This window comes from Psychrobacter sp. TWP2-1-2, from assembly GCF_049896785.1.
Taxonomy (GTDB): domain Bacteria; phylum Pseudomonadota; class Gammaproteobacteria; order Pseudomonadales; family Moraxellaceae; genus Psychrobacter.
On record NZ_JAFCVA010000003.1, the window covers coordinates 1 to 13,792 of the forward strand.

The following is a 13,792-nucleotide window of genomic DNA, read 5'->3' on the forward strand; positions in this document are numbered from 1 at the left end:
TATTAACGATTTGATTATCAGTAAAGCGTGTCTTTTTCATAGGATTCTCCTGCTGGTATATTTTAGCAGTTAATCTCTATTTCTAAGTGTTCTTATTTATTGGGGGGATTACCTAATCAATTCGATAACAACTTCAGTCCACCCTTTCATACGAAAGTTAGGGTAGAATTTTGAAAGCTTTTTCTCTACATCATCTTTTTTAGTTCTAACATTTGCTTTTAACGCTTCATCATCATTTTTTAAAAATATATCTAATCGATCATCGAGACCATCTTCAGAAAAGTATAGTTCTAACTCTTTCATATCGATATCAAGAACTTTAGGAATGTCATTAACAAGCTTGATAATAAGAATTTGTCTTAGGATTTCTTCTTTGCTCAACTTTGATAAAGATGATGAGTATTTTATTATCTCCTGATAGACTTTCTGAACACGCTGATAAAATCTAAGATTTCTAACGTCCATATTTTGATAGAAATTTTCGTAGATAGGGAATGTCTCGACATCACTAATCTCGCGTTTAATAATTGATAATGAGTCGTCTAAAATTAGGACTTCATCAAACACCTTTTCTTTATTTTTGTCAAAATATTCTTTATCTTCTGATTCTTCGTCATGCGTTATCATCAGTATTTGGCATTTACGCTCATTTCTTAAATAGTTTATCAAACCCAATATTTCTGACATTGGTAAGCTATCTGATTTCCTTTCTATATCATCTAAGCAAACTAATGTATTTTTGAGATGTGAAAAAACAACACTAGTAATAATATTATTACCAAGATTCAGTCCTATGCGCACATCAGAAGTAGTTCCAATGCTGCTACCTGTCAGGGATGATAGAAACTTTTTAGTAGGTTTGAGGATATCTTTTTTCCATATGCTGTCACTAACCCCAACTGATTTATGAACTTCTATAGCAATGGCAGATTTTAGGCTTGCTAATGAATCCAAGCCAAACAAAGAGACGTAGGCATACTTCTTACCAGAAAATGATTTTCCATTGTTATCACGAATTTCGTTCCACAGGTGCGTTTTCCCAACTCCCCATTCGCCAGTTAAAGCAATGGCACAAGGTTTTTCAGTTTCGATAAGATTTACAAGTCTTTTTTCTAGATTTTCTACATTTGCCATTGCTTATTGCCTTACATATGTTCTTAAATTAACGATTATATTAACACCAAAATAAAACTCCTACCCAACAAAAAAGGCCACTCCCTAAAGAGTAGCCTTTCATCAACGATTATCTAGAAATCATTAGTTATTAGTGACGACCTTGGCCTGCAGGCTTCTCAAACCCTTTTGCACTCATGCATGAATCTATTTTCTTCATATCGCTTTTACTTGGACGACTCTCTTTATTCATTTTTACGCCAACTCGTTGAGCACAATCATTCATGGCTTGTTTCATGTCTGCTGACATAGCAGGTCTTTGATGGTTGCGATCGTTTGAGCCATTTGATGTACCGTTTGACGCACAGGCACTAATGCCAACAGTAGATGCTAAGACAATGAACAGTAATTTTTTCATAAGAAGTCCTTGAGAGTTTTAGGGATAGGATAGGGGTTAGCTGTGTCAATGTGTAAGTGCTATTGCTTGCTACCCAGTTTTTAACCAGATATTTCTATATCGTATGCGTCTACGCATCATATCTAACGATTTAAATATTAATACAATCAACGTTTAAGTATCTTTAATAAATATTAAGAAAGGTAACGCAACGCGTTATATATATTAATCAAGATATATAGCGCGCAGGTTTTACAAAGCCTTATTTCACCCAATAAAAAAGGCCACCCTATAAAGAGTGGCCTTTTATCAATCATTCACTTGTATTAGCTGACTTCTTTCATGCCTTGCTCTAGCATCGGCTTTAAGAATATACCCGTGTATGACTCTTTGACTTCGGCCACTTGTTCAGGCGTACCTTCTGCGATGATCATACCGCCACCTTTACCGCCTTCAGGGCCCAAATCAATTACCCAATCTGCCGTTTTGATGACATCCAAGTTATGCTCGATGACCACGATGGTATTACCTTTATCGCGTAGGGCATGTAGGATATTGAGCAGCTTATCGATATCATGGAAATGCAAACCAGTGGTTGGCTCATCCAAGATATAGAGCGTCTGTCCCGTATCGCGTTTGGCAAGCTCACGCGCTAATTTAACACGTTGCGCTTCACCACCTGATAGGGTTGGGGCAGATTGACCTAAGCGAATATAGCCTAGACCCACATCCATCAAGGCTTGCAGGCGACGATAAATCGCTGGAATCGCTGAGAAGAACTCAGTCGCGTCCTCAACAGTCATATCGAGTACATCGGCTATACTCTTGCCTTTGTAGTGAATCTCTAAGGTCTCGCGGTTATAGCGCTTGCCCTCACAGGTATCACAAGGCACATACATGTCGGGTAAGAAATGCATTTCAACTTTGATAAGACCGTCACCTTGACACATCTCACAGCGTCCGCCTTTTACGTTGAAGCTAAAGCGACCCGGTTTATAACCGCGCGCGCGTGCTTCTTGCGTTTGTGCAAACATCTCACGTACCGGCGTAAAGACACCGGTATAAGTCGCTGGGTTTGAGCGCGGGGTACGACCAATCGGGCTTTGATCGATATCGACCATTTTATCCAAATGCTCAAGACCACTGATGCTGTCATGCTTATCCGCGATGAGTGTTGAGGCATTGTTTAACTGAGTCGCTGCCAATGGCATAAGGGTACGGTTGATCAAAGTTGATTTGCCCGAACCTGAGACACCCGTGATACAAGTCATAATACCAATGGGAATGGTCAAATCTACATCATGCAAGTTATTACCTGAGGCACCTTTTAGCTCAATCGTCATCGGAACTTTTTGAGCTTTGGTCTTACCTGTGATTTCAACATCCATCGTCTTGGCTTTATGACGAATGCTTGGAATCTCGATTCTCTTCTTACCAGACATATATTGCCCAGTCAGCGATTCTTTATTGGCCATGATGTCATCGACCGTACCCTGAGCGATAATATGACCGCCATGTACACCTGCACCAATACCGATATCGATGACGTGATCTGCTTGGCGAATGGCATCTTCATCATGCTCAACGACCAGTACGGTATTACCCAAATCACGTAAGCGCGTTAGAGTTTTTAGCAGACGGTCATTGTCGCGCTGATGTAGACCAATCGATGGCTCATCAAGCACATACATCACGCCCATCAGTCCTGCGCCAATTTGGCTAGCCAAGCGAATACGCTGCGCCTCACCGCCTGATAATGTTTCAGCAGAGCGGGCGAGTGATAGATAATCAAGTCCGACACTGACGAGGAAGTTTAAGCGCTCGTTAATCTCTTTAAAGATTTTTTCCGCGACTTCACCTTTATGACCGCCAATCTTGAGCGTTTTATAATAGTCAGCAGCGTCACCGATAGACAGCTTAACGATTTGAGCGATGGTTTGGTCATCGACACGGACATTGCGCGAGATTTCATTGAGACGCGCGCCATCACAGACGTTACAAGTGGTATCAGCCAAGTATTTCGCTAGCTCGTCACGGACGAGATTACTTTGCGTCTTAGCATAACGGCGTTCTAAGTATGGAAGCACCCCTTCAAATGGCACGGTCTTATTGGTTTTACGACCGCGCTCATCAGTAAAATTAAACGTCAGCTTCTCTTTACCAGAACCTTGCATAATCAGGTCTTGCTGTTCTTTTGGCAGATCTTGCCACGGTGCATCCATGTCAATTTTAAAATGATTACAAACGGTCGATAGCAAACCAAAATAGTAGGCATGACGCTTATCCCAACCATTGATCGCCCCTTGATTGAGCGATTTTTCATGATGGGTAATCAGTTTTTCGGCAGAGAAGTACTGACGTTTACCGAGACCATCACAGCTTGGGCACGCACCGTATGGATTGTTAAAACTGAACATACGCGGTTCAAGCTCAGGTACGGCACGATCACAGACAGGGCAAGAGTGCTTAGCTGACATGACTTGATTGTCATCGCCGCCTTCTTTTGGATTGCCATCCATAAAGTGCAGCGTGACCAGACCTTGTCCTAAGCGTAAAGCAGTTTCCAAGCTTTCAGCGACGCGGTTACCTAAATCATCACGGACTTTAAAGCGGTCAACGACGACTTCGATGGTATGCTTTTTCTTTTTATCGAGCGTTGGTAGCTCGTCAGTATCGTAGACATCGCCATCGACGCGCACACGTACAAATCCTTGACCAATCAGCTGCTCAAGCAACACGGTATGCTCGCCTTTACGCTCACGAATAACCGGTGCAAGTATCATGATCTTGGTATCATCGGGCAGCGCCATGACTTGATCGACCATTTCAGTCACCGACTGCGCGACCATTGGCTCGCCATGCTCTGGGCAAAAGGGAGTACCGATACGCGCATAGAGCAGGCGCAGATAGTCATAAATTTCGGTAATCGTACCGACCGTTGAGCGCGGGTTATGGTTGGTTGATTTTTGCTCGATAGCAATCGCCGGTGACAAGCCTTCGATACTATCGACATCGGGCTTTTCCATTTGCGAGAGGAACTGACGCGCATAAGCCGAAAGACTTTCAACATAACGGCGTTGCCCTTCAGCATAAAGCGTATCAAACGCCAATGAAGATTTACCAGAACCTGATAAACCGGTAATTACCACAAATTTATCGCGTGGAATGTCTAAATCGATATTTTTTAGATTATGAGTGCGTGCGCCGCGAACCTTAATATACTCGTGTGCCATCGGTGTTAGGTTTCCTATTTGCTAAAAGGGGATTGAAAATATCTCAAATTAAAAGCTAAATACAGATCAATAGAATGGTTGGTTAAAAACGTGAATATTTTGTAAGTTTATAATATGGTTATAAATAATATTTTTATAAAGTGTTCATACGTTGATGAAGTGAGAGCTATAGATGCCTAATTTACTGTTTTAATTTTTATAATTGCTGAGCGGTATACTGCTTGGCGTTCATTTTGCTGTTTTCTTATTCTACAGCCTTTGAGGTGATTGGTTTTCGTATGACTAAGCAAATCTAAATCAAATCAATGTTAAGTAGTAGTCATCTTTTGTCATGGTTTTGACCAAAATGTCGTTTTATAGAGGAGTTTGTCATCTAAGCGATCGCTCTAGCTGACGAGTAATAATGTTTATGACGCCTTACTTTATTGTCATGGCGACCGCATTATTCAAGGTGTGATTGCGCATCCGATGCAGTTGGTAACAAAATAATCGCGTAATATGAATGGCTTGGGTTGAGACGGTATAGGAGGCTGCACCAATAAGACAAAAGTCTCGGCAAGCAAACGGCGAATGTCTTATACTAGTGGGCTTAATTTGTAGCTAAAGTCTTGATAGCATCACAATAGTATAAGCAGCGCAGTAGTGATAAATCAGCAATGACGAACCAGTGAGGCAAGTATGAATAGCGTAGAGAAACGGGCAATCCTCGGGGTCGGTGGTATATTTGCTTTGCGGATGATTGGTCTGTTTATGATTGTGCCTGTGTTTTCTGTATATGGTGACAATTATGCGCACGCGACGCCGTTTTTGATTGGCTTAGCCGTCGGTATTTATGGGCTAGGGCAGGCGATATTTCAGATTCCCATGAGTTTGGCTGCGGATAAATTCCCGCGTAAGCCGATTATCTTTTTAGGACTCATCTTATTTGCTCTCGGTGGTATCATTGCGGCAAATGCGACGGATATTTACGAGGTTATCATTGGTCGGGCGCTGGCAGGTAGTGGCGCGGTTTCTGCGGTATTGATGGCGTTATTGGCTGATGTAACGCGCGAAGAGATGCGTACCAAAGCAATGGCGACGATGGGCTTGACCATTGCGACTTCTATCATGCTCGCTTTTGCCTTTGGTCCGTTATTGGTTGGCTCGCTGGGTATCTCTGGTTTATTTTGGTTGACCTCAGGCTTTGCCGTATTGGCAATGCTGTTATTGTTGTTTGTGCCGACACCGTTACGAGTACTTAAACACAATTTAGACAATAAATCGATTGGTCAACAATTAGCGACCGTCCTAAAAATTGGCGATTTAAACCGTTTACATATCGGTATCTTTGCTCTGCATCTAACCATGACGGCGATATTTGTGATATTGCCGCATCAGCTTAATGAAGTGATGGGTTTATCGGTACGTCAGCAAGGTTTAGTATATCTGCCTTTATTATTTATCGGTTTTTCTGTCGCCATTCCTTTTATTATCATCGCTGAAAAGAAACGCAAAATGCGTCAAGTATTCTTAGGCGCGATTGCGTTAATGACCGCTGCTTTAGCGATATTGGCCATTGGCAGTCAGGTTGGCGTTGGTATTATATTAGGTCTGTTGTTGTACTTTATGGGCTTTAACTTGCTTGAGGCAACGATTCCTTCATGGATATCTAAGCGCGCCCCAGTCGCCAATAAAGCAACAGCGATGGGGCTAAATTCATCGAGTCAGTTTTTTGGTGCGTTTGTCGGTGGAGCAATGGGTGGGTTGTTATTAAGTCAGCCGAATTTGCTGGCATGGGGTATTTTAGCCGTCATTATGGCCGCTGCTCTGCTCATTATCATTCCGATTGCACAGCCACCTTATTTATCAAGTACCACTGTTACGATTCCCAAGGATATCAATATCCAAGACTGGTCACGGCAAATGCTGGCGGTAGATGGCGTGGATGAGCTGGTCGTGATGGCAAAAGAACAAGTGGCCTATCTCAAGCTAGACAAGACACAATTGACAGATGACTCGCGGATGCAGTTATCGAGTTTGGCACAGAGTCCGCTAGATATTTAACAAACGGTATAGACAACGTACTTAGGCGAGTAGAGGTAAGGTTGAATAGGCAAAACCTGAGTAGACAACGACTAGATAGACAGCCATTATTAATAAGTGAACGATAAATCTTTATCTCTATTTAAAAGGAATTAATATGAGTAAGTTTACGATGTTTTCTGGTGGTGTTAGGAAAAATATTGCACCTCGAGTCATGGCCAAGCTGGCAATAGGTGCTGGTCTATCAGCCACGTTACTACTCTCAGGTTGCGCCACACAAAACATTCAGGCCTATCAGCACAGCACGCCGACGCTCGATATGCATGAGTTCTTCTCAGGTCAAATCGATGGTTGGGGCATGTTTCAAGGTCGCAATGGCGAGGTCAAAAAACGCTTTTACGTCGATATTGATGCCACTCAAGAAGGCGATAATGTCATCGTTTTAGATGAAAAATTCTCATGGGCAGATGGGTCAAAATCACAGCGTATATGGCGATTGACCAAACAAGCTGATGATAGCTGGAAAGGCACAGCAGGCGATGTCATTGGCGAGGCAACAGGGAAAGTGGTTGGCAATACCTTGCATTGGAATTACTTGTTAGAGCTACCCGTTGAGGATAAAACCTACAAAGTAAATTTTGATGACTGGATGTATCTGGTTGATAAAAACGTCATGCTCAATCGCTCAGTCATGAAAAAATTTGGCGTAGAGCTGGGTAGCGTCACCTTGAGTATGCATCGCAATAACGAGAGCAATGATTCTAAATAAGTTTATAAAGGGCAGAGTGAGTTGATAAGTCAGTAACTGGTAATAGTATTAATTCGCTTAATAAAATGGCAAAATAGCAATATCATGGTTTTTTAAACCCAAAAATTATAATATATATCTAAACGACATAGATTGTCGTCTTTAATAGATAGCTTGTAGATATTCCAATAAAAATTGATTACAGTAAAATCATTAATGAATGCGCTTAGCTGCACAGTCATTAAAGCGATTCATAAAATTATTCATAAGTAAAAGGACGGTATCATGCGCGGAGTTAATAAAGTTATCATCATCGGTAACCTTGGAGCAGACCCTGAGGCACGTCAATTTAATAACGGCGGTAGCGTGACCAATATCTCGGTTGCAACGTCAGAGCAGTGGACCGACAAGCAAAGTGGCGAAAAAAGAGAAGCGACGGAATGGCATCGTATTTCTCTATTTAATCGTTTGGGTGAAATTGCCGCGCAGTATTTGCGTAAAGGCAGTAAAGTTTATATCGAAGGCAGTTTGCGTACCCGTAAATATCAAGATCCCAATGGTCAAGACCGTTATATTACTGAGATTCGTGCTGAGCAAATGCAAATGCTAGATGGGGCGACTGGTGGTCAAAGTGATAATAGCTTTGGCGGTCAAAATCAGGGTCAAGGTGGTGGCTATGGCAATCAAGGTGGCCAAAACAGTCAAAACAACTTTGGTCAGCAAGCAAACAATCAGCCAGCACAGCAAGGCGGTTACAACCAGTCAGCTGCTCAAGGTGGTCAAAACAGCTTTAACAATCAAAGCGCACCTGCTCAGCAGAATCAATTCAATCAACCTGCGCAAAAGCCTGCACAGTCAAAGCCAACAGCAATGCCAGACGGCCCTGTCGATGATGATATTCCGTTTTGAGGAATACGTTATCTGTTAAGAATAATCTATAGAAGACCCTGCAATTGCAGGGTTTTTTTATGGCTAGTGATAAATGACTTAAAAAAATAAATTTTCTATAGTGCCCATAAAGGTCGTATGAGAGTGAGCGCGTTAAGAAAGATAGACTTTGTCAATTGCGATATTATCTCGCTAAAAAAGTAAAACGTTTGTTGGTTTTTATAGTTGCGCCCTGATGGTTATTTGAAAAAATAGAAAATTAATTATTGGGTGGCAAACGATTTAGTAAGAAGATAAAGCGGATAAATATTAACCTGCTTTATCGATTTTTTTATTCTCATTATTTTATCAAATTTTATATTGAAATTTATGAAAACTACCTTTCATATCCTATATAGACCGTCTGTTCTATTGGATTTAATTAATGCTAACGGTTCATTAAATGGGTTGATATAATCCACTCGAATCAATAATTCAAACAATATTAAATGTGGGGCTTTGATTTAAAGCAATTTTTATTAGCCACTGAAAAGTCAAAATCTGACTGTTCAATGGCTGAAATAATAAAAATTCATCTGGTCGACCGCTTACGATAGGGTTGGTTCAATGTGAAAGGTTAAAGCTGTCACGCTTTTATAATCAATTGACTATAAAAGTGCCCACCTTACTGCTATTGCTGAGTACAAAGAATGAAAGATGGTGATGTGTTTCAAAAAACTGATTTGGGCAGAGAAGAGATTAAATCTCAGAGTCTCGGCATATTGCCGCGTGAAGCGAGAACATTGCTCATTATGATCGATGGCAAACGCACGTATCAAAGCTATCTTGATACGCTTGACCGTAGCAAAATGTTTGCCGATTTTGGCGGTGTTGCACCACTATTTGAGTTGCTGTTAGGGCTTGAGTGCATAGAGATAGTGGGCGCTGATAATGCTGCCTCCCAAACATTCACTGCGCCGCAAGCACCGACGGCTGATCAGTCTCAATCATCGTCGTCTGAACGAAATATTGAGACAGAGTTTGATCGCACCTTTAATGATAAAGGTCTCAATAAAATGGCAGCATTAGGCAAGAAATCAATCAGTAGTATTTTCAAGGCTAGGTTATCTGGTGCGAGCTACGAAACGATAAAGTCAGAGTTGGCTAACTATATTGAAAAAAACGCACCACCAGTAGAAGCTTGGGGTTACTTGTTGAGTTTAGAACAATGCGCGGATAGCTCGCAATTATTGAGCTTGGTCAAAGAAATACAGAGCACTAGTAGCAGTAATTTATCACGCGGCATGAATGATTTTATCAAAAAAATTCAACGTTAATATATACGCGACTTATGTTATAAAAAAATGACTTATACCACAAATACTTGGTTATAAAAGACAGTAGCTGGGTGGGGATAAATGAAAAGTTTAGCAAACTAATTGGAGTGTTTTGTGGAATCAGCTGAGCTTTCAGAATTAAATCGTCTAAAAATGCATCATGGCGAGCATATTATTCTACGTTTAACTTATATTAGCCGTTATAACACCGACAATCCTAAAGGTGAAGTAACGCGCATCCTGGCACAAGCTCAGCAAAACAATGAGCGCAATGGTATTACGGGTGCTTTGGTGTTCAATCACAATTATTTTTTGCAAAGTATTGAAGGGGCGAGACCCGTCATTAATGAATTGCTCAGAAAACTGGTTAAAGATGATCGGCATCATGCCTTACAAGTCATTGAATGCCGTGAAGTAGAGCTGCGCCATTGGAGTAAATGGTCAATGAAGTATTTGATTCCGAGCGATGAAAACAAAGGACTTGCGCTCAAGTTTTCGACAGGTACTCAGTTTAATCCTTATTTGATGAACACCAATCAAATCATGATGTTAATTGAGACGTTATCAGATCTTCAAGAGCAAGAAGCAGCGCGCGCCGCTACGAAAAAGAAACCATGGTTTTCTATTGGCTAATTGACTGATATTTATAAACGCTAAAAAACCATCACATCCATGATTTTTTATAAGAGATAAGATATGACATCAGCAATGGAAGATGCACACATTTTGATGAGCATGACATACGCTAGCCGTGCCAACCCAGATGTATCGGCCAACGACTTCAACGAAATCTTGCAGCAAGCACAAGTAAATAATGCCGCCAATGGCATCACTGGTATGCTGACGTTTAATAAAGATTATTTTTTGCAAACCATTGAAGGGCCAAGAGCACAGATCAATCGTCTGTTATATAGTTTAATTGCTGATCCGCGTCATCATGACTTACAACTTATTGAAACACGTGAATTAAAGCATCGAGCATGGTCTAAATGGTCTATGAATTATGCTTCCCCGACTGAAAAAAATGCGGCGATTTATTTAAAATATTCGACAACGATTGATTTTAATCCCTATTTATTGAGCGCCGAAGCAGCCTATAATTTGATGAATGAGCTTAGTGATCAGCATGATTAATCAATGGCGATTTTAACTAATCGGTAGGTATATATGGAAACAATCGGTTGCTATTTTTTATGGATTTATGTTTGCTGAGTTATTCGTTTAACCGTTTTTAGGATATTGTTTATAAAGACTGGTTTTATCTTAAAATTAATAACTGTTTACGAATAACTATTAAATAAATAGTAGTTTTTCATTTACCCGATTTTACTATTCACTGACTTTTGTTATAGAAGATATAATAATCTACTGTTGTGATAGCAAGGTTTTTTGTTTATATTATCTATGCCCTTAGGTATTGTGTCTAACAATATTTTATTTGGTTGAAAAAATATCGATTTGTGACATTCATCGTTGTATTTAATGATGAATACGTCATTCTTAGTTCTTAATAGTGAATAATATCTATTAAGGTTATATTTTTTATCTTACAGTTGGATTTATTATGAGCAAAAATACCGCCATTGATTTAGAAAACCTGAACGTTGATGAGCTACGTGCCATCACTGAAAATGCCCAGCAGCTTATTGCCAAAAAACAACATCAGCGTTTGTATGACGCTTATATGCAGTTTGAGAAAATTGCAGAAGACAGCAATGCCTCTATCGAAGAGATTCTAAAAGCTGGTGAAACGCTAGAGAAAAAACGCAGCATCAAGTATCGCAATACTGACAATAACGAAGAAACATGGACTGGCCGTGGTCGCAAGCCAACGTGGTTGGTTGAAGCGCTAGCAGCAGGTCGTAGTATCGAAGATTTTGCTATCTAAATAGTGTAGTGGCTAACAAGATGATGTCGGTTTAAATTTAGCAAGGTACAATTTTTATTAAAGGCTATTTAAAATAAGCGCTCGTCTAAATAAGCGCTTGTTTAAATAAGTTCTGTTTTAAAAAAGCGCCATGTTATATCTACTCTGATCATCGGGCTTGTTTCTCATGATTTGTGTGTAATGATAGCGTTTGATCGTGATAGTCCTTTCGTCTTAGAAGCTGATAAAAGCCAGTATCTTTATTGCCATTATGTTGGTAAAAAGATACTGGCTTTTTTTCTGTCATCTGTATGCCATTGTTTGTTATGATAATGACGTTTTTGTCTTATATAAGAGTTATGCAACCGTGCCCCAAGTATCTGCGTCGTCTCATAAGCGCCCTCGTAAGCTGTGGTGGCTGGTTGGGTTTGTATTATTTGCATTATTTGCTGTGTTGCAAATGCCAGCGGCGTGGCTGCTTGAAAAGTATGCTCCCGAAACGCCTTATGTACAGCATGTGTCGGGTAATTTATGGCAAGGCTCCGTTATCTGGCAGATGCCTTTAGCAGCGACACCGCTCACAGGTACGGCAGAATGGTCGTGGCAGCCATGGCATTTGTTATTGGGTAAGATAAGTGCAGAGGTCGATATCAATTCAGCACAAACTCGCCTCAATGGACAAGTAAAAATAGGCACCAGCTCATGGCAAGTGGATAATATGAGCGGCAAGATAGCACCTGAGACGTTGGCAAGTTTGGTTGATTGGCAATTGCCCAATACACCGATTCAGGTCAATAATGTCTCGCTCAGCCGTCAGTCTGGCTCAATTGCCGCCGCAGAAAATGCTTCAACAAAAAATCCATCTGGTTTTACTCAAGCCGATGGTCAGTTGACATGGGTCGGCGGTGAGATAGGTTATCCTAGCGGTGGCAAGGTTTTTTATCTGACCATGCCTACGATGCGTGCTGAGTTAAGTGCCGAGCAAAAAAACAATAAAAACCTACTCCATATCAATTTATTAAACAATCAAGATAAGCGCTTGGGCGACTTATATATCGATGGCGATAATATGTTGGATGTCAGTTTGACGCAGCGTTTATTAGAAAGTATGCCTGAGTATAAAGGGCAAGCACCCCAAGATACGCCAGTTGTTAGTGTGCGTCAGCCGTTGCTAAATGGGCTGGGGACACGCTAGATGATGAATGTTTCTACAACTTTAAAACCTGTGCTTAACACCCTTAATCGATTCTCAGGTTGGGTATTGTTATTGGCTGTTGCTTGGTTATGCTGGACAGCGGCTCGATTACTATGGTTGTTGCTCGCAGCACCATTGGCACCGATGTTGCCACCAGCAGCTTTGCAAAATACATCGGCATCTGGCAAGGACTATAGTGGATTATTTGCTATTTTTGCAGACCCTGATCCTATTGCAGCAGCAGTGCAGCCACCGCCCAATGTCAATCTAAAAGGCGTTCTGTTAGCAATGCCAGAGAGCATGTCCTCGGCACTACTGGATGTCAATGGTGAAGTGAAAAACTATCGAATCGGTGACGCGCTAAAAGACAGTGGCTATACCCTTGTCGCTGTCGATTGGAACTCGGTTGTCATCGCTGATGCTAGTGACAAGCAAACCGTCATTAGCATGCCAGCCGCGATGCCATTAGACCAAAGTGACATGATCGCAGGTGCCGTCAGTAATCAGCGCTTGCCAGATAACAGCATGTTGCCAAACGCCCCTCAGCCTACACAAAATACTGAGGAAGAGTCCGCTGCGACAGGCAGTGACAGTAGCCCGCAATCTGCTATCGATGAGGCGGTCACAGAATTGCAAGAAAACCCCGCCAGTTATTTGAGTAGGATGGGGGTTATGGCAGCAGGGGAAAACTATCAAGTAACGCCTGCAATGCCAGCAAAGCTGCGTAATCGCCTAGGGCTTGAGCCAGGTGATAAAGTGCTAACGGTTAATGGTCAAAGCGTGGGTAGTAATCCTGCCCAAGATGCTAGTGTGCTGCAACAGGTACAGCAATCAGGTGAGGCGCAAATAGAGGTGCAACGCGGCGATCAAGTCATTACCATTCGTCAGCAGTTTTAAGCAAATAAGTTTTAAGTAAACAAGTATTTAGATAGTGCCACTTAAATAATGCCATTGTGGGCAGAATATTAAGTGAGCAAAGCAATCATTGAGCACCTTAGCACACAATAAATCCA

Annotated in this window: 12 protein-coding genes; 9 read left to right on the top strand and 3 right to left on the bottom strand. The window is 41.3% G+C overall.

Annotated features, from left to right (window positions below):
• Nucleotides 1-108: 108 nt before the first annotated feature.
• The 3 genes from ACP7AE_RS03500 to uvrA form a co-directional block, all read right to left on the bottom strand.
• Nucleotides 109-1,134 (bottom strand): P-loop NTPase fold protein, encoded by a 1,026-nt coding sequence (locus ACP7AE_RS03500; protein WP_426241378.1) that lies wholly within the window; start codon nt 1,132-1,134, stop codon nt 109-111.
• Between the two features lie 130 nt (nt 1,135-1,264).
• Complete coding sequence (locus ACP7AE_RS03505) at nt 1,265-1,531, bottom strand: hypothetical protein (protein ID WP_372860084.1); 267 nt, start codon at nt 1,529-1,531, stop codon at nt 1,265-1,267.
• A 305-nt stretch (nt 1,532-1,836) separates the two neighbouring features.
• Entirely contained in the window at nt 1,837-4,743 is a 2,907-nt protein-coding gene (gene uvrA, locus ACP7AE_RS03510) for an excinuclease ABC subunit UvrA (RefSeq protein WP_426241380.1), read from the bottom strand.
• A 678-nt stretch (nt 4,744-5,421) separates the two neighbouring features.
• On the opposite strand from uvrA, the gene ACP7AE_RS03515 reads away from it, so the two are divergent.
• The 9 genes from ACP7AE_RS03515 to ACP7AE_RS03555 all read left to right on the top strand — a co-directional run bounded on the left by ACP7AE_RS03515 (nt 5,422) and on the right by ACP7AE_RS03555 (nt 13,676).
• Entirely contained in the window at nt 5,422-6,786 is a 1,365-nt protein-coding gene (locus tag ACP7AE_RS03515; protein WP_426241382.1) for an MFS transporter, read from the top strand.
• Nucleotides 6,787-6,922: 136 nt separating this feature from the next.
• Nucleotides 6,923-7,534: a DUF3833 domain-containing protein gene (locus ACP7AE_RS03520; protein WP_426241384.1), complete on the top strand. Its 612-nt coding sequence runs from the start codon at nt 6,923-6,925 to the stop codon at nt 7,532-7,534.
• A gap of 264 nt (nt 7,535-7,798) precedes the next feature.
• Nucleotides 7,799-8,422 (top strand): single-stranded DNA-binding protein, encoded by a 624-nt coding sequence (ssb, locus tag ACP7AE_RS03525; protein ID WP_201581943.1) that lies wholly within the window; start codon nt 7,799-7,801, stop codon nt 8,420-8,422.
• Nucleotides 8,423-9,105: 683 nt separating this feature from the next.
• A complete protein-coding gene (locus ACP7AE_RS03530) occupies nt 9,106-9,717 on the top strand; it encodes a hypothetical protein (protein WP_201540264.1) in 612 nt (203 codons plus the stop codon).
• A 114-nt stretch (nt 9,718-9,831) separates the two neighbouring features.
• Nucleotides 9,832-10,350, top strand: a complete 519-nt coding sequence (locus ACP7AE_RS03535) for a BLUF domain-containing protein (protein WP_426241386.1) — start codon at nt 9,832-9,834, stop codon at nt 10,348-10,350.
• Between the two features lie 63 nt (nt 10,351-10,413).
• Nucleotides 10,414-10,851, top strand: a complete 438-nt coding sequence (locus ACP7AE_RS03540) for a BLUF domain-containing protein (protein WP_201540263.1) — start codon at nt 10,414-10,416, stop codon at nt 10,849-10,851.
• A 430-nt stretch (nt 10,852-11,281) separates the two neighbouring features.
• Nucleotides 11,282-11,605 carry an H-NS family nucleoid-associated regulatory protein gene (locus ACP7AE_RS03545; RefSeq protein ID WP_045453321.1) on the top strand — a complete coding sequence of 108 codons (324 nt, stop codon included), beginning with the start codon at nt 11,282-11,284 and terminating at the stop codon, nt 11,603-11,605.
• Nucleotides 11,606-11,951: 346 nt separating this feature from the next.
• A complete protein-coding gene (gene gspN / locus ACP7AE_RS03550) occupies nt 11,952-12,779 on the top strand; it encodes a type II secretion system protein N (protein WP_201540262.1) in 828 nt (275 codons plus the stop codon).
• Nucleotides 12,780-13,676, top strand: coding sequence for a type II secretion system protein N (locus ACP7AE_RS03555; protein WP_426241389.1), 897 nt, complete (start codon nt 12,780-12,782; stop codon nt 13,674-13,676).
• Nucleotides 13,677-13,792: the final 116 nt, after the last annotated feature.

Excerpts from the sequence above, each read along its gene's own strand:
- ACP7AE_RS03500 (WP_426241378.1), bottom strand. The coding sequence starts at position 1,134 with ATGGCAAATGTAGAAAATCTAGAAAAAAGACTTGTAAATCTTATCGAA.
- ACP7AE_RS03505 (WP_372860084.1), bottom strand. The coding sequence starts at position 1,531 with ATGAAAAAATTACTGTTCATTGTCTTAGCATCTACTGTTGGCATTAGT.
- uvrA (WP_426241380.1), bottom strand. The coding sequence starts at position 4,743 with ATGGCACACGAGTATATTAAGGTTCGCGGCGCACGCACTCATAATCTA.
- ACP7AE_RS03515 (WP_426241382.1), top strand. The coding sequence starts at position 5,422 with ATGAATAGCGTAGAGAAACGGGCAATCCTCGGGGTCGGTGGTATATTT.
- ACP7AE_RS03520 (WP_426241384.1), top strand. The coding sequence starts at position 6,923 with ATGAGTAAGTTTACGATGTTTTCTGGTGGTGTTAGGAAAAATATTGCA.
- ssb (WP_201581943.1), top strand. The coding sequence starts at position 7,799 with ATGCGCGGAGTTAATAAAGTTATCATCATCGGTAACCTTGGAGCAGAC.
- ACP7AE_RS03540 (WP_201540263.1), top strand. The coding sequence starts at position 10,414 with ATGACATCAGCAATGGAAGATGCACACATTTTGATGAGCATGACATAC.
- ACP7AE_RS03545 (WP_045453321.1), top strand. The coding sequence starts at position 11,282 with ATGAGCAAAAATACCGCCATTGATTTAGAAAACCTGAACGTTGATGAG.
- ACP7AE_RS03555 (WP_426241389.1), top strand. The coding sequence starts at position 12,780 with ATGATGAATGTTTCTACAACTTTAAAACCTGTGCTTAACACCCTTAAT.